Origin of the sequence: Agarivorans litoreus (assembly GCF_019649015.1) — a bacterium.
In the GTDB taxonomy this organism is placed as follows: domain Bacteria; phylum Pseudomonadota; class Gammaproteobacteria; order Enterobacterales; family Celerinatantimonadaceae; genus Agarivorans; species Agarivorans litoreus.
Window position 1 is genome coordinate 1,249,665 of the sequence record NZ_BLPI01000001.1, and the last position, 17,388, is coordinate 1,267,052.

Here is a 17,388-nt window from a genome sequence, read left to right on the forward strand (position 1 = left end):
TAACCAACAAATTAAGATAAATACTGAGAATAGCTTATTGAATTCAGTAATTCTTAATCCTACTCTACCAATGGATCACTGTATATAAAGAGTGGTTACAGGGAAAATAGTTAATATTCGAAACGCGACACCGACAATATCTAGTAAGTCATGCTTGATGGTGCAACACATTGCCAATAGTAGATTACACTTAGTAAGTTTAAATAGGTGTTTACTATCCTTGGATACATGCACTTCATCAACAATGAATACATCGGCTTTGAGCTTCGCCATTTACGCAAGTGTACTGCTTGGGCTTGTTCCAGTAACGCTGACCTAACTAGATAAAATAATGCAATTAAAAACAGGGAGTTTGACGTGAAAACATTCACAACCAACCTAACAGCTGCAGCTTTAGCAGTTGCCTCTTTTAGCGCGTTAGCCGCTAAACCAGCCGTTGTTTATGATACTGCCGGCAAATTTGATAAATCATTCAATGAAGCTGTTTTTCGCAATGGCGTAGAAGTATTTAAGAAAGAAAAAGGCGTTGATGTACGCGAATTTGAACCACAAAATGAAGCGCAACGCGAACAAGGTTTACGCCGTTTAGCGGGCCGCGGATTCAGCCCAATTGTAGCGGTAGGCTTTAACATGGCCTCCGCCGTTGAGAAAGTGGCAACCGAATACCCTGATACTCAGTTCACCATTATCGACATGGTGATTGATAAACCAAACGTTCAATCGGTGGTATTTAAAGAACACGAAGGTTCTTTCTTAGTTGGCGCCTTGGCAGCCAAGGTATCTAAAACCAATACCGTTGGTTTTGTTGGTGGCATGGATATCCCGCTTATTCGTAAATTTGCTTGTGGCTATGAGCAAGGTGCGGTTTATGCTAATGCCGACACCAAAGTACTGCAAAACATGACTGGCTCTACGCCAGCTGCTTTTGCCGATCCAGCTAAAGGCTCAGAGCTAGCTAAATCTCAGTTTTCTCAAGGTGCAGACGTTATCTATGCAGCAGCAGGCGGAACCGGTTTAGGTGTTTACCAAGCCGCTAAAGATGCAGGTAAGTATGCCATTGGTGTTGATTCAAACCAAAACCACTTACAGCCAGGCACTATGTTGACCTCAATGGTTAAGAAAGTGGGCGCCGTTGCTTACAGCACTTGGGAAGAAGGCATGGACGGTACTTGGCAGCCAGGTATTAAAGCCTTAGGTCTTAAGGAAGATTCTGTTGATTGGGCCCAAGATGAGTACAACGCCTCATTAATCACTCCAGAATTAAAAGCATACGTTGAGGGAATTAAAGCCGATATTATTTCTGGCAAAATTACTGTTCATGACTACATGTCGGACAACACCTGTAACTACTAAATGCTCAATGCTAAAAATCCACGCCAACCTCGAGTTGGCGTATTTTTACTGGCTAGAAATGGAAATCTAAATTGATTCACGCAGCTGATTTTGCCATTAAACTGGAAAAAATCGATAAGCGCTTTGGCAGCGTTCATGCCAATCGCAGTATCGACCTTGCCATTCCTAAAGGCACAATTCATGGAATTATTGGTGAGAATGGTGCCGGTAAATCCACCCTAATGAGTATTATTTACGGCTTCTATCATGCCGACTCAGGCTCTATGCAGGTAAACGGCCAACATTACCAACCACATAACTCTCAAGAAGCCATCAAGGCGGGTATTGGCATGGTGCACCAGCACTTCATGTTAGTGGATACCTTTACGGTGCTGGAAAACATCGTTCTTGGTGCAGAAGACGGCTGGAAGCTTGAAGATAGTTTAAGCGCAGCGCGTAAGAAGCTTAAGCAACTAGCCAAAGACTACGGTTTAGATGTGCCCCTAGATGCCGTTGTTGGTGAGCTAGCGGTGGGTTTGCAACAACGAGTTGAGATCTTAAAAGCCTTATATCGTGGCGCCAGAATTCTCATTTTGGATGAACCCACAGGGGTACTCACGCCGCAAGAAGCCGATCACTTATTTACCATTTTAGGGAAATTACGTGAGCAAGGCACCACCATCATGATTATTACTCATAAGCTTCGTGAAGTATTAGCCATTACCGACAATGTATCGGTGATGCGACAGGGAGCAATGGTAGAACATGTAGTAACAGCTAAAACCAATCAAGAACAACTTGCCGAGCTAATGGTAGGCCGCAAGGTATTACTGCAAGTAGAGCGCGGTGAAGCGAAACCACAAGCGCCGTTAATTGAAGTAAACAAGCTTAGCTACATAGATAGTGCTGGAGTAAAACGCGTAAAAGATATCTCGTTTAATGTTCGCGCTGGAGAAATCGTGGGTATTGCCGGCGTATCAGGCAATGGTCAGTCAGAAATTCTTAGCCTATTAAGCGGCATTATTCCCCCAAGCAGCGGCAGTATTACGTTAAACGGACATACCATTAAGGCCGAAAGCCATTACAATCCGCGCAGCATTAGGTCCATTGGCGTAGGCCACATTCCCGAAGACCGACACAAGCAAGGGCTTATCAATAAATTTGCCGCCAAAGAAGCCTATATACTCGGTTATCACCACCTTGCGCAATACAACAAAGGGGTATTGCAAGACAAGCAAGCGATTGAACAGGGCTGCCAACAAAGCATGGAAAAGTGGGACGTTCGCCCCGCAGATACCAGCTTAAAAACTGCCAACTTCTCGGGAGGCAACCAACAAAAATTGGTGATTGCTCGTGAGATGGAACAAGACCCAGACATTCTTCTGGTTGGCCAGCCTACCCGTGGCGTAGACATTGGTGCTATTGAATACATTCACCAACAAATCATCCACTCGCGTGACGCAGGTAAAGCAGTATTGCTGGTCTCGGTTGAGTTAGATGAAATTGTCAACTTAGCCGATCGAATCATCGTGGTCTTTGATGGCGCGATTGTAGGTGAAGTAAGCGCAGCACAAGCGGATGAACAAACCTTAGGATTAATGATGGCCAACATTGTGCCAGAGCATATAAAAAATACCGCGCAGGGAGGTGAACTATGAGCCAAGCTCAAGTACCTGCATGGGTCAGCGTTGCCCTATTACCTGCGATCAACGTATGTGCCGCTTTTTTAGTGTCGGCCTTGCTGTTTATGTATATCGACATATCACCTATCGACGCAATTAAAGTGATGTGGACTGGCGCGTTTGGCTATGCCGAAGGCATTGGTTATACCTTGTATTACACCACAGGATTTATCTTTACCGGTTTAGCGGTGGCCATCGCCTTTCACGCTGGATTATTTAATATTGGTGGCGAAGGCCAAGCCTATATTGGTGGTTTAGGGGTTGGTTTAGTTTGCTTAACCTTAGGCGAGTTTGCGCCTTGGTATGTGGTGTTCCCTGTCGCCATTGTTGTGGGTGGTTTATTTGGTGCAGCTTGGGCGTTTATTCCTGCTTACTTGCAAGCCAAGCGTGGTTCACACATCGTAATCACCACCATCATGTTCAACTTTATTGCAGCCTCATTAATGGCCTATTTACTGGTTGATATTCTTAAACCTGAGACCACAATGGCCACCGAAAGCCGAGTTTTTGCGGCGTCTTCATGGCTACCCAAAATGCATGAAATGCTTAGCTGGGTGGGTGTGAGCATGTCTGCCAGCCCGCTCAATTTAAGCTTTATTTTCGCCTTGCTATGCTGTTTGTTGCTGTGGTTATTTATTTGGCATACTCGCTGGGGCTACGAAATACGCTCGGTAGGTTCTAACCCTAGTGCCGCCACTTATGCAGGTATTAGCTACGTTAAAATCGTGATTATTGCGATGTTAATATCGGGCATGCTGGCTGGCTTCTTTGGTCTTAACGTTTTGCAAGGTGAACTACACCAAATCAAATTAAACTTTGTAGAAGGTTTTGGTTTTACCGGTATTGCTGTAGCACTAATGGGCCGCAACCACCCTCTCGGTGTATTACTCGCCAGCTTACTATTTGGTTTCCTATACCAAGGTGGAGCTGAGTTAAGTTTTGAGTACGGTGTAGACCGTAACATCGTTGTTGTTCTTCAGGGTTTGGTGATTCTATTCTCAGGCGCCTTAGAGCACATGTTTAAGCCATCGCTTGAACGTACTTACCTCAAGCTTTTTGCTAAAAAAACAAGCCCATCAGAAGGAGTCGCTTAAGATGTTTGAAACAATTATCTTAATGTTAGACGCCACCATACGGGTTGCAACGCCGCTTATCTTCGCTTCACTGGCCGGTATGTTCTGTGAGCGCTCGGGCATTGTGAACATTGCCTTAGAAGGTAAGTTACTCGCTGCGGCATTTGTTGGTGCGGCAACAGCGCATATAACGGGCTCGGCTTGGCTAGGTTTACTGGCAGGTATTGGCATCTCGGTACTATTAGCTCTGTTACACGGCTTTGCCACCATTACTCACCGTGGCGATCATGTTGTAAGTGGTATGGCGATTAACATTTTAGCGGCTGGTTTAACGGTGACCTTAGGGCGTCACTGGTTCCACCAAGGCGGTCAAACCCCCGCCTTAAGTGGCGGTGCCCGCTTTGCACCTATTCAATTGCCGGGTGCAGAGGCAATGACCGATGTGCCTGTGATTGGTTTGTTGTATTCAGAGCTAATTAGCGGCCACTCGGCCTTGGTTTATTTGCTAATCATAACCGTGCCTTTAGCATGGTATGTAATGTTTAAAACCCGCTTTGGTCTACGTTTACGTGCGGTGGGTGAATCACCAGCAGCGGTTGATACCGCGGGTATATCAGTAGTGAGAATGCGTTACAGCGCGGTGATTATCTGTGGCTTACTGGTCGGTATTGGTGGCGTGTACTTATCGGTGGCGCAAACTGCCCAGTTCATTCCAAACATGAGTGCCGGTAAAGGTTATATGGCGTTAGCCGCGTTGATTTTTGGTAAGTGGCGACCATTTACCGCATTGGCAGCCTGTTTACTGTTTGGGTTCTTGGATGCCATGGCGATACGTTTACAAGGCGTCTCAATTGGCGACTTCGCTATTCCAGTACAAGCCATTGAAGCCGTACCTTACGTACTCACCGTGTTCTTACTGGCAGGCTTTATCGGTAAAGCTATCGCACCAAAAGCGATTGGTGTTCCTTATACCAAAGAACGTGAGTAGCGCTCTTAACCACAAAAAAGGTCGCTTTATGCGACCTTTTTTATTGCGATTAAACTAGCTTAAAAGCGGCTTAGTGCTCGCGAGTTTGCATAAACTTAACCTCTGGGTAACGCTCTGTGGCGAGGTTTAAGTTAACCATAGTAGGCGCTAAGTAGGTTAGGTTATCACCACCATCTAAGGCTAAGTTATCGTGCGCTTTTTTCTTAAATTCTTCAAATTTCTTAGTATCGTCACTGCTACACCAGCGCGCCGTAGCGACACTAATACCTTCGTAAACAGCTTCAACTTTATATTCGGTGCGTAAGCGATGTACTACTACGTCAAACTGCAGCACACCTACCGCGCCAACAATTAGGTCATTGTTACGCATAGGGCGGAATAACTGTACCGCGCCTTCTTCCGAAAGTTGAATCAAGCCTTTTAGCAATTGCTTTTGCTTCAAAGGATCTTTTAAGCGAATACGGCGGAACATTTCCGGTGCAAAGTTAGGAATACCGGTAAACTTCATCACTTCACCTTGGGTAAAAGTATCGCCAATTTGAATGGTGCCGTGGTTATGCAAACCAATAATGTCGCCAGCAATCGCTTTTTCAGCAGCGGCGCGGTCGCCTGCCATAAAGGTTACTGCATCAGAAATACTTACATCTTTACCTAAGCGTACATGACGCATTTTCATGCCTTTATTGTATTCACCCGACACAATGCGCATAAAGGCAATACGGTCTCGGTGTTTAGGATCCATATTCGCTTGGATCTTAAACACAAAGCCAGCGAAGCTGGTAGCGTTGGCACTTACTTCACCCACATCAGTTTCACGCGGTTTAGGAGCTGGTGCCCAGTTGGTTAAACCTTCTAACATGTGGTCTACACCAAAGTTACCCAACGCGGTACCAAAATACACTGGCGTTAGCTCACCGCTTAAAAACAGGTCAAGGTCAAACTCGTTAGACGCACCTAGTACTAACTCAAGCTCATCACGCAAGGTTTCGGCAAGCTCATCGCCCACAGCGGCATCTACTTCCGGGTTATCTAAACCTTTAATAATTTGTTGGTCTTGAATGGTGTGGCCTTTACCCGTTTGATAAAGAATCACTTCATCTTTAAGAATGTGATAAACACCTTTAAACAATTTACCGCAGCCAATTGGCCAAGTAATAGGTGCGCACATCATGTTAAGTTCGCTTTCTACCTCATCCATTACTTCCATTGGGTCGCGAATATCGCGGTCCAATTTGTTCATAAAGGTAACAATAGGCGTATCACGCAGGCGAGTGACTTCCATTAATTTACGGGTACGATCTTCTACACCTTTGGCCGCGTCAATCACCATCAAACAGGAGTCAACTGCAGTTAGGGTACGGTAAGTATCTTCCGAGAAGTCTTCGTGTCCGGGAGTATCTAGCAGGTTAACAATACAATCGTTGAACGGGAACTGCATCACCGAGGTGGTAACCGAGATACCACGCTCTTTCTCCATTTCCATCCAGTCAGATTTAGCGTGGGTAGCGTTACCGCGGCCTTTCACTGTACCGGCTTTTTGAATCGCGTTTCCGAATAACAATACTTTTTCAGTAATGGTGGTTTTACCCGCATCCGGGTGAGAGATAATTGCAAAGGTTCTTCGGCTAGCAATATCTTGCAAGAGTGAAGCGTTAGACATCGAATCAATTCTTCTAATTTGGTAACGCGAGGATGCAGCAAAGCGGCAATTTGGCCGAAACAGCACAATCACCCAGCGTTTAGTTAATCGTAATTGGCGGGTATTTTCGCCGATCTAGCTTTGATAAACAATCAATGGTTATCTCATTGCTTATCATTCACTTCAAGCGCAGGCCAATGCTTAATTGTAGCTATTTGGAATTGTTGCTTATTCAGCTCATCAACAACGATGGCTAAACCACACATGCTGGCGCTAACAAAAGTCATCGATAGCTCACCGAACTGCAGTTATTTGGGGATATTAATACTTCTATTCACCATCGGTATTTAAAAGTTACTGCTTTATGGCATAAAGACGAGCAACAGCAGCCAGCACTCACTAAAATACTGATGATTAAGGTTTGGATTTTCCATACTGTCATCTCGGAGGCGAAGCGCCCCCTCGACCCTATGAATAATAAACTTCTACATAAAACCAAAGCGCCCAGCCAAGTTTAACTAAGTGACCCCAATAAACGGCAACGCGAGGCATCGTCGTTCAAATAAGATCTTTATAAACCCCATGCTCTAAGGCTCAAACTGTAAGCTCAATCTTGTTACAATTGTGATTGTAACAGGAGGCAGGACCCAAGTGTTTAACACGACACAAAAACACCTCGCCGACGATAAGGTTGAGAGGTGGGAAATCTGCTTTATCATTAGCATTCACCACTAACTCAAGGTCTTGATTATTTGAAGAAACTAAATCCGCTGAGTTGCTTCATTTTTTTGATGCCTCTAATTCGGAAAAAGCTTTCGAGACAAGCGCGTAGTTATCACGTTTAAACCCATCAACCAGCTCTACTACCGAGTCTTCTGACATACCAATGTCTTTAAGCAGTTGACTACCGCGTAGTAAAGTACTTTCAATATAACTCGTTCCAGCATGGGTTATCCCCTTAGCAACTAGTTCTCTTTGTTCTGCCAGAGTGCGAACTCGAACGTATATCTTCAAGTGTGGGTAAAGGGTGCGTAATGAGATAGCCAGTTGTTTACCAGCGTCGGTATCTGTTGGCGTAATATAGGCTGCGACCGCCTTGCTTATGCCTGAATCCTTTTGCGTAGTGGCACTACGCATATCGCCATAATGAATATCCAATCCTGCTTTTTTACCTTTCCAGACTAAATTAACGTCACGGTCAAGTGCTACAAATGGTACATTTGCTTGTTCCAACATCATGCAAATAAGCGCACTCATCTCATTATAACCAACGATAACAACGTGCCTTTCGAGAGTAGATGATTTTGCAGGCAATAAGGAGAGCCCTGCATCTGGCTTTATTTGAGTAGCTATCCAATCTCCTATTTTCATCATGAAGGGAGTGCAAATCATGCTAATCGAAACAACTAGCATTGCGAGGGTATGCTGATAGTCATTGAGAAGCCCACTCACAATTGCGACACCCAGTAATACAAAAGTGAACTCGCCAACCTGCGACAGATAAAAACCGGTCCTTACTGCAGCCCCCTTTTTAACACCAAACAGACTTGCCAATACTATAAGAACAGTGGTGTTGATCAACAAAACTACAGGCACCTGGATGAGCAACATAGACCAATCATCGATAAAGGCGCCAACATTGATAGTCATACCAACAGAAATAAAAAACAGCCCCATAAGCGCAGATTTAAAAGGTGCTACAGTGGCCTCAACTTGATAACGGTAATCTGATGCTGATAGCAAAACGCCCAAAAAGAATGCGCCAAGCGTCATAGAAACGCCAACTTGATCAACTGCCCAGCCAGCAGTAATAACAGTAAAAAACAAAATAATGCTAAATGCTTCCATGCGTCGATGTTTTGCACAATATCCAAGCAACAAAGGCAACAGCACATGGCCAATAATAGCGATACCAGATAACACCGATAAGATCAGTAACCCGTGGTACCACCATGGTGTTGATACGGCTTCGCCCGAGAGGGGCGTAAGTAACGGGATTAGCGCCATAATAGGGATAATCCAAAGATCCTGAGACATTAGAATTGCAAACGATGCTTGTCCATGCTCTGCGGGTAGCGCCCCCTTCTCCTCCAATGTGGACATAACAATAGCTGTCGATGATAGCGCAAACCCCAAGCCTAAAACGATCGCACTTTGTAGGCTTAAGTTATGGAAATAAATGAAGTACGGCACAAAAACGGCGGCAGTTCCCAAAATTTGAGCTGAGCCCAAACCAAACATAAGTTTGCGCATTGACCATATTTTCTTTGGGCGCATCTCCAGGCCAACGATAAAGAGAAAAAGCAGTACACCAACTTCAGCTATAGCCTGTAAATTTTCAACTTTTTCTATGGCAACTGGGCCTGGGGTGTAAGGACCTAATACAACGCCTGCAACAATAAACCCTAATACTGAACCAAATCCAATTCGTTGAAAAAAGAGCACACTAACGGCGCTCACACCAAGGATAAAAATTATCACAAACAAAACGGAGGATACGTCCATACAGGGTCTCAGAGGTGATTAGCGAAGCAGCTATATTTAATGCTTTAATAAAGCAAAATCAATTACTTTAATGAAGTAAGATTGTTATCCATTTAAACTTAGTTTACAAAGTCAATGGCTGCAAGCTTCGAGTTAGGAGCAATAAAACCTTACTCCATTGTAACTTAGATGAGTTGTTCTGATAGTGTTCGGTGGCTTAATGCTTTCTAAACTGATAACGGGTGTTGCATCAAATTATCAGGTACATATCTACAGAGTATGTCTCCACTTTGATTGCTCCAACTTACGATCAAGTTCATTCAGATAAGCCAATACCATTTAAAGAAGATGAGCCCTCAATATAGTGAGGGCTTGTTGCTACAGCTTACTTAACGCTTGGCATAGGGAGGATTTCAAACAATCCGTCAAACTCATCCAAGCAGCTAACTAAAGTTTCTATCTGTTTAGCATCACCTTGTAAGGTGGCTGCGCCATCTTTTAGCAGCTTATCTAAGCTTGCGTTACCCAGTACTATTTGCGTGAGGTCGTTTTTGCTCATGGATAAAGCCACATCGGTTTTAGGCAAACTGTCGACCTGAATGTTAGCCATGTTGGCATTAGACACCTCACCGTAATAGTGTTCATCCAATTCTGGGTGGGACACGCTAAAGCTAAAGTTTAGGTTAGCTTGCTCCACTTTTTCGGCATTCAGCTTCACCGCGACAAAATCGAGGAACATTCCGGTTGGCGTATTGGCAATTACGTCGGCAGATGCAGGCTTGATTGAAGGCTGGATTGCTCCAGTACGCAGCTCAACAGCCCCCTGTAAGTAAGAGTTACGCCAAGCCATGGTTTCTGATTGATAACCTTGCTGCTCAAAACTGTCTGCGAGGGCAAAACGGTAATCTCTATTGTCTGGGTCACACTGTACCAAATCGTTGAACAACTGAGCCGCGTGCTGGTAGTCCCCCTTCTCAAAGTGTCCCTTACCAGCTTGGAATAACACATCTGCTCCTGCTGCTTCCACATATACACAAGACTTATCTTTAGTTTTCAGTGGATTAGTATTTACTGGATTCAGGTCATGGTAACCCAAATATAGGTTTACCACCGCTCGAGCATTATGACTATAAGAACCATGGTAGCCATTAGTATGCCAAGTATCTTTTTGTGCTTGCGGTACAATTTTCTCAATTTCACGGCCAACATCATGAATGGTGACACCGTGATTAGCTAAACGCATTGACTGGTTGTGAATAAAGCCATAGTTATCTCTTTGTAAAGTCATGTACTCAGAGATTTCGTTTTGCTCGGTATTAGCCTCATTCCACACAGGTGCAGAGTGGGCCGCATGAATGTTATCCACTAAACCACTATCAACAAAACGTAGCTTCAATTCGGTCAGATACTTAGTCCAAATCAGCGAGTCGCGTACTTTTGCACCGCGGAAGGTGTAGATATTATGCATGCCGTCATAGGTTAATTCAGCGGTGTTCAATGAGCGGTACTTAGGAACATAAAGCACCATTTCTGCAGGCGCTTCTGCTCCAGGCATATTAATGGCAAGGAAAGAAAGGCCATCAATTACTAACTCTTTTTCACGAGATTGAATTTCATGAGTAGGTGCCACTAAGGTCACCTCGCCACGAGAAACCCCTAGGCCAAGGGCGTTATCTACAATGCCCTTGGTATTGTTATCTAAGGTAGTACCGTATTGATAATTGGCTCGACGCCCCATTGCTGTTCCAGCAATTACATTTTCGTCGGCAAGTTCTTTGATGAAGTCTTTAGGTGCGTAAATGGGGGCATTTTCAAGCATATCCCCTGAATCCAAAATACCACGTGAGCCGCCAAAATGATCAGCATGCATATGTGAGTAAATCATCCCTGTAATGGTATGAGTACCATTTATTTTGGGTAGATGTAGTTTGGCAAATTCCCAGGATGCAGCCGCTGCTTCACGCGACAACAATGGGTCGTGAATAACATAGCCGTTATCACTACGATAAATGGTCATATTAGAGAGATCGGCACCACGGATCTGATATACACCATCAGTCACCTGATACAAACCACCAGCGGCATAGTTAAGCATGCCTTGGCGCCAAATAGAGGGATTGACCGTTTCTGGTATTTGCTCAGGGCTCATGCTCTGCATATAACTAAAACGTTGCTTCAGTTCACCGGCCTGATGGTTGCCAAATTCTGCAATAAGACCCCGTTGGGTGCGTAAAAATGCGCTGTTGTCTATCCACGGTAATTGCTTAGCAAGCTCAGCATTAGCGCGTTTTGTATGTTCTGAGGCAGGTTTACCTTGGTAGTTTTCTAAGCTGGCATAATCTGCAGATACACCAAAGGAAATCATTAAAGCCAGACTTAAGGTCGAAGCTACAAAACGAATATTCATGAGCTATTTCTCTATCTATTGTCTTTATATGCCCTAAATTTAAATGATTGACACATACCAATACATAGATGAGTATTTATTTAATACATAACATTTCATTATGTTTAGTCGAGAACACAACACTATGGACAAAGAGATCGACCTAAACCTGCTAAAAGTATTTATGGCGGTATATCGCCACCGCTCAATTACACTTGCAGCCGAGGCCATGCAGCTAACCCAACCCGGCGTGAGTGGCATTCTTAAAAGGCTTCAAGAGCAACTTGGTGTGAAGCTGTTTACTCGAGATGGCAGAGGGATAGCGCCCACCCACCACGCGCGCGAGCTAGCCAGAAAAATTGAACCCGCGCTCAATCAGATCCACAATGCAATAGAAAGCCTAGAAGCATTTAATACGCAAACTTACCGCAAGTTCGTGGTGCATACACCAGAGCCTTTAATGCTAACTCTGCTGCCTAAATTAGAACAAGACGACACTCTTGGTAACATCGAGGTGGAGCTGCATCCAACCCTTTATAACATCGAACAGCAGCTTAACCTTTTAAACCAACAACAAGCTGATCTGGTGATTGAATTCACCCACCATTCTGCTGCATCCTTCTTTTCGGAAACACTATTCAGTGACCAAATCTGCGTTATTGCGCGTAAAATGCACCCCCGCATTAAGGGCTCGTTAAGTGTTGACAACTATTACCAAGAGAAGCACATCACCCTAAAACTAAGACGGGAAGATGCCTACCTTGCAGACTACTTCACCGAAGAACTTCTTGCAGAGCGAAAAGTCGCCGCAGAATGTGACTCAATGATGGTACAAATGTCTATGGTAGCCAACTCCGATTGCCTTGCTGTAGTCTCCAAAGCGCTGGCCGAACAGTTTGCCAAGAGCTTAGGCCTACAAGTCCTTTCTTCCCCTTTTACAACCATTCCAATCAGCTATCGCATAATGGTACATATCCGAGAGAAAAACAGTCCAGCCAATCAGTGGTTAAGGGAGAAGTTAAAACAGTATTTTCAATAAGCGAGCGGTTCATTCGGCGGTGTTTTTCTCGTCAGCTTTCTTTACAAACAGCATTTAATATCAATTAAATCAATAAAAAAGGTCAGGCTAGCTATAGAGTTGCGAGTTTGGTACAGTAATTGCCTGTGACTGGTCGAACCATTTATATCAAGGAAGATTGTTTTGAACCGCAAGCATGTATTAATCGCCGTTGTAGGCTTACTCACCACTTTTGTTAGCCAAGCTAGTGTGATTACTTTTGATGAACTGGCCAATGGTGAAATTGTTAATGGTCAATACCAGTTAAGTCATGGCGTTAGCATAGATGGTACCAATGTACGTTTAGGTCAAAACAACTTAGCCGTCGCTTTTGATACCAGCCTTATCAATACTCAAGACCCAGATTTAGAGTCGCCTTTTAGCAATATTAACCAACCCAATTTAGGTATTGCTAACCCTGGCAATGTACTGATTATTCATGAGAACCCTAACTCGTGTAATGGCCTTATTTGTAACAACCCAGATGACGAAGGGCGTCGTCCTGCAGGTTACTTCACCATTAACTTCTCAACTTCGGTATACCTAGAAAGTATCGACTTTTTTGACATTGAGCTGGCAGAGAATGGCTACACAGCACAAAATGCCATTCACTTGTTTGATGCGCAAAACAATGAAATTTTCCCAACTAATTTCTACACTCCGCATACCGGCGGCGACAATACTTGGGATCGCTTGGATTTTGCAGTAGCCGAGGTAGCCTCAATGCGTATTCACTTAAACGGCTCTGGCGCTATCGATAACATTCGCTTCTCGGTTCCCGAGCCTGGCAGCATTGCCCTATTTGCACTAGCCTGTTTTGGCTTGGTGGCAAGACGCTTTAAATAAAATCAAAAACGCCGCTTACTCTAAGCGGCGTTTTGTTTTTAGTCAGTATCTGGCCACTCATCGGCTTCAACGATCCCAGTCTCAATTAAACAACTTCGTAGCTGCTTAACCTTGAGTTTGAGCTCGTCTCGAATCAGCCGAATTGCAGGAGATATAAGTTGGCGGCTAGGAAGTGCTAGCCACATTTCAGTCAAGGGTATTGAATAATTCGGCATTATTCGCTGCAGACGTTTTGCTAAAAGATCCTCAGCAACATCAATCGCTGATTTTTTTGCAATTCCCACCCCATCAATACACCAACGCCGCACAATGTCTCCATCATTAACAGCTCGATTGCCAAGCATCTTAACCTTATGTTTATTTGCGCCTTCAAATAGCTCCCATCCATCATGAACGGTCTCGTAAAGCTTGTAGAGCAGCGCATTGTGATTATGCTCTGTTTGTAGCTTTGGATAGTTTGCCCTGCTTAGTTATAGCCAGAATTTTGCCTTGAAGGCCCCTGTAGCCAAGCCAACTTATGCACTAAGTAAAAGCTGCCCACCACATACAAACCCACCATGCTTAACTGGAAGATACGTGCATAAAACTTAGTGGTAGCTAAGCCGCCATCACTGCCAATAGTACTGCCCAGTATGATGATATAAGCAGATAGACCAGCTGCTACTATCGCGCCTTTAGGGTGCAGGTAAATAGCTTGGGCGATCAGCATAAAACTTAGGGTAATTAGCAGCGCCATAAAACTAAACTGCGGCGCTGCAACCAATAGATTAAATACCAGCACAGCAATTAACCCACCTACAATGTTGGTGAAAATAATTCCTATACTGGCTTTTGCGCCTTTAGATAACTCGGGGTTTTGCGCCAAAATCGCCACAAAAATAACCACCAGCAAATCACTAAGTTTATCAAAAGCAAAGAAGTAGATAATAAGTGGCAGTATAACTATGGTGCTAACCATTGCCTGTCGACTAGCATCTTGATGGTTTAATTTTGGCGCCTGCGTTTTTTCTGCAGCTTGATGGAAGTCGTCTTTCACTGGTATCAGCCAATGCACAAAGGCCACTATCAACAAGGACATGACAAAGGCCAGCATAAAGTCGACAACAAAAACAGACGCTGCGGCTCTGCTAGCACTGGCCAACATCGGCAAGGCGATCAGCGCCACCAACAAAAATAGCACCACTAACTCATTTAAACCGGTACTGGCTCGGTAAAATACAAAAAACAAACACCAAGCAAGAATAACAAACAGCAGTAAGGGATAGGGCTGGGCAATAAGCACAACCCCAAGTCCCACTAAAAAGCAACTTAATACCGCCAGTGCTACGGTTTTAACTAAGGCCAAATTTAATGGTGGCTTGCCTGGCAATAACAGCTGAGCGGTAAAAATGGCGGTAACAAAAGACATGCTCCACTCTAAAGTCACTGCCAAAACTAATACCAAGGCACTCACTAAACTAAAGCGCAACATGTGCGTTTTTAAAGGATTAGCATGCCGCAAACTTAATGCCTTAGTAGACATAAGATAACCAACTTTTAACCCTTAAGGCCAGCTTAGCCAACGCTTTCATAATGAAGGTGCCTTCGGTATATACCGTTACATCTGCTTGTGCACCAATTCGCCGTAAACCTTGGGCAGTATCATCAGAGAATTTGATGATTACCGGAAAGCGCTGCGGATCCCGCAACCAACCAGTGGTTTGCGGGATAGTAGGTAGCACACCTAAGTTGTTAGATTGACCATAGTTAACCGCAAAACCAATAGAAATAACTTCCCCTTTAAAAATTTTGCCCGGTGCAATATCTAAGGCAATTTCCACTGGGTCGCCCGCTTTAATATTAGCGATGTTATTTTCTCGCATGTAGGCTTCAACCCACACTTCTTTAGTGGTAACAAAAGTCATCAGGGGCTGGCCTTTATTGGCGTAATAACCCGCTTCTAGCTGCAAGTTCGTCACCCCACCGTCGGTGGGGGCAACAATCACTGTTCTAGATAAATCTAAACGAGCTTTACCCAACTTGGCTAGAGCCGATTGCAGTTTAGGGTTATCTTCACCGCTCACTCCAAGGCTGTGTTTAGCTTGCTCTAACTCTGCGGTGGCTTTTGCCACCAAAGCTTTAGCTTTAGCTACGTCGCTGCGTGCTCTATCGATGTTTTGCTGCGGCACTACGTTTTGATCTTCTACTGCAAATAAACGATTGGCATCGGTAAGAATAGCTTGATAAGAAGTCGAAGCTTCAAGTAAACGAGCTTGCGCTGCCGACACACCAGCAGTTCCAGCGCCAATTTCTTGCCCCGCTAACTCCAGTGCAGCTTCTGCTTGAGTGACCGCTAGCTGATATTCTTCTTCAGCAATTTTGGCCAAGGGCTGACCTTTTTCAACCAGCTGATTGTTGGTGACATTTATCGCTACTAACTTGCCAGATACCGAGGCGGCAATAGGCACCACAAAGCCAAATACCCGAGCATTGTCGGTATTTGGGGTAATCCTATCGCCGACTACATAGATAATAAAAACCAAAATACACAGGGCAAATACCAACAACGAACTTTTACGTAAGGGGTTGCTTGGCATAGCTTCTGAGGCTTCAATTTGTTCAGACATTTTGTTTCTCTTACTTCCGTGTTTATTAAAAGTTAATTTCGTTTTGCGACTTACTCGTTTGCAACTTCTTGTTCACTGGCGGTTAGTTCTAACCATGCCACCAACAAACGATATCCTACAGCTAGCACCACCGCCCCCAAGAACAAACCCACAAAACCAGAGAGTAACATCCCGCCTAAAGAACCTAACAAAATCACCAGCATCGGCACATCCACACCACGCCCAAGCAATAAGGGTTTAAGTACATTTTCACTAAAACCAGCCAAAACGCTCCATACAGCAAAAAGTCCAGCTACCATAGTAGACTCGTGGTTGAATACATAAATGACTACAGGTAATACCACCAAAAATGGTGGCAGTTGCGCAATGGCTAAAACCAGTACCAATACCGACCAAACAGCCGCCCCAGGAACACCTACCGCAAAAAATCCGATTGACAGTAAAGAGGCTTGAATAACTGCAACCCCCAACACTCCCTTTGCTACGCTCTGAATAGTACTACTGGATAGATGGATTAAATAACTACCGTGTTTACCAACCAACGCATTAGCTAAAGATTGAGCTGCTAAAACCGCTTTTTCACCGTTAGCCATAAACACACCAGCAATAATGACCGAGAAGCAAAACATCAATAACCCGCCTATCAGGCCAACAGCAAATCCAATAACCTTACTAGCAACATCACCAACTTGGCCTGCATAATTGCCCAAAAAACGCTGGATATCGCTGGCAGCTAACGACCACTGCGCATGCACTTTTTCGCCAATTAAAGGCCATGACTTTATTGCAATAGACGGAGAGGGGATCTCAAGAGTACCCTGCTGAACTTGCTTACCCACAACAGCCAAGCTATCAATAGCGGCAGAAGTTACTTTCACCCCAGGCACCAATATAATGGCTAAAAACACCAGCACGATTAAACTGGCAGCAACAGCACCTTTACCCACCACATTTTTGAGCTTTAAATACAGTGGGTTTAGTGCCACAGCCAAGATCATTGCCCAAATAATCAAGGTGATAAAAGGCCGAATAATCTCAATACACCATGCAACTAACAAGAAGAGCAAACCTATTTTTATGGCGGCTTCCATTGCACCGCGCTCAAAGTTTTTTTGATTAAACATATCCATGTTCTCTACGCTGTTAAGATGAGCTGAATTTGCCAGCCTGTCACTTTAATTGTGCTTAATAGTATATAGAATAAGCCAAGTAATTGTTTAGTTTATTAAAACCAAGTTATAGATAGTTTTGCGAATTTAGCCCCTCCTGGATTACAACTAATCCAGCATGTCCTT

13 protein-coding genes and 1 pseudogene are annotated in these 17,388 nt (G+C 44.2%); 6 read left to right on the forward strand and 8 right to left on the reverse strand.

What is annotated here, in order from left to right; translation table 11 throughout:
* Positions 1–357 precede the first annotated feature (357 nt).
* The 4 genes from K5L93_RS05835 (at position 358) to K5L93_RS05850 (ending at position 5,075) form a co-directional block, all read left to right on the forward strand.
* On the forward strand, positions 358–1,353 hold the full coding sequence (locus K5L93_RS05835; RefSeq protein WP_220718875.1) for a BMP family lipoprotein: 996 nt from the start codon (positions 358–360) through the stop codon (positions 1,351–1,353).
* A 71-nt stretch (positions 1,354–1,424) separates the two neighbouring features.
* The gene (locus K5L93_RS05840) at positions 1,425–2,990 is read left to right on the forward strand and encodes an ABC transporter ATP-binding protein (protein WP_220718876.1); all 1,566 of its coding nucleotides are present in this window, start codon (positions 1,425–1,427) and stop codon (positions 2,988–2,990) included.
* The gene (locus tag K5L93_RS05845; RefSeq protein ID WP_220718877.1) at positions 2,987–4,108 is read left to right on the forward strand and encodes an ABC transporter permease; all 1,122 of its coding nucleotides are present in this window, start codon (positions 2,987–2,989) and stop codon (positions 4,106–4,108) included. The genes K5L93_RS05840 and K5L93_RS05845 overlap by 4 nt, the downstream gene beginning before the upstream one ends.
* Before the next feature lies 1 nt (position 4,109).
* Complete coding sequence (locus K5L93_RS05850; RefSeq protein WP_220718878.1) at positions 4,110–5,075, forward strand: ABC transporter permease; 966 nt, start codon at positions 4,110–4,112, stop codon at positions 5,073–5,075.
* Between the two features lie 70 nt (positions 5,076–5,145).
* Here the strand turns inward: K5L93_RS05850 and prfC are convergent, their stop codons facing one another.
* From prfC to K5L93_RS05865, 4 genes are all read right to left on the reverse strand, one after another.
* Complete coding sequence (prfC, locus tag K5L93_RS05855; protein ID WP_220718879.1) at positions 5,146–6,735, reverse strand: peptide chain release factor 3; 1,590 nt, start codon at positions 6,733–6,735, stop codon at positions 5,146–5,148.
* Between the two features lie 143 nt (positions 6,736–6,878).
* Entirely contained in the window at positions 6,879–7,001 is a 123-nt protein-coding gene (locus tag K5L93_RS20165) for a hypothetical protein (protein ID WP_281422543.1), read from the reverse strand.
* 493 nt (positions 7,002–7,494) lie between these two features.
* Positions 7,495–9,219: a cation:proton antiporter domain-containing protein gene (locus K5L93_RS05860; RefSeq protein ID WP_220718880.1), complete on the reverse strand. Its 1,725-nt coding sequence runs from the start codon at positions 9,217–9,219 to the stop codon at positions 7,495–7,497.
* Between the two features lie 364 nt (positions 9,220–9,583).
* On the reverse strand, positions 9,584–11,605 hold the full coding sequence (locus K5L93_RS05865) for an alkyl/aryl-sulfatase (protein ID WP_220718881.1): 2,022 nt from the start codon (positions 11,603–11,605) through the stop codon (positions 9,584–9,586).
* A 100-nt stretch (positions 11,606–11,705) separates the two neighbouring features.
* Between K5L93_RS05865 and K5L93_RS05870 the strand changes: the two genes are divergently transcribed.
* Both K5L93_RS05870 and K5L93_RS05875 read left to right on the forward strand, forming a co-directional pair.
* Positions 11,706–12,623, forward strand: a complete 918-nt coding sequence (locus tag K5L93_RS05870) for a LysR family transcriptional regulator (protein WP_220718882.1) — start codon at positions 11,706–11,708, stop codon at positions 12,621–12,623.
* A gap of 162 nt (positions 12,624–12,785) precedes the next feature.
* Positions 12,786–13,487, forward strand: a complete 702-nt coding sequence (locus K5L93_RS05875) for a PEP-CTERM sorting domain-containing protein (RefSeq protein WP_220718883.1) — start codon at positions 12,786–12,788, stop codon at positions 13,485–13,487.
* Between the two features lie 38 nt (positions 13,488–13,525).
* Here K5L93_RS05875 and K5L93_RS05880 read toward each other — a convergent pair.
* The 4 genes and pseudogenes from K5L93_RS05880 to K5L93_RS05895 form a co-directional block, all read right to left on the reverse strand.
* Positions 13,526–13,918, reverse strand: a pseudogene (locus K5L93_RS05880) (LysR substrate-binding domain-containing protein); the annotation flags it as partial.
* Between the two features lie 35 nt (positions 13,919–13,953).
* The gene (locus K5L93_RS05885; RefSeq protein ID WP_220718884.1) at positions 13,954–15,009 is read right to left on the reverse strand and encodes a DUF2955 domain-containing protein; all 1,056 of its coding nucleotides are present in this window, start codon (positions 15,007–15,009) and stop codon (positions 13,954–13,956) included.
* A complete protein-coding gene (locus K5L93_RS05890) occupies positions 14,999–16,093 on the reverse strand; it encodes an HlyD family secretion protein (RefSeq protein ID WP_220718885.1) in 1,095 nt (364 codons plus the stop codon). Before K5L93_RS05890 ends, K5L93_RS05885 begins: the two co-directional genes overlap by 11 nt.
* 50 nt (positions 16,094–16,143) lie before the next feature.
* Entirely contained in the window at positions 16,144–17,217 is a 1,074-nt protein-coding gene (locus tag K5L93_RS05895) for an AI-2E family transporter (RefSeq protein WP_220718886.1), read from the reverse strand.
* Between the last annotated feature and the right edge of the window lie 171 nt (positions 17,218–17,388).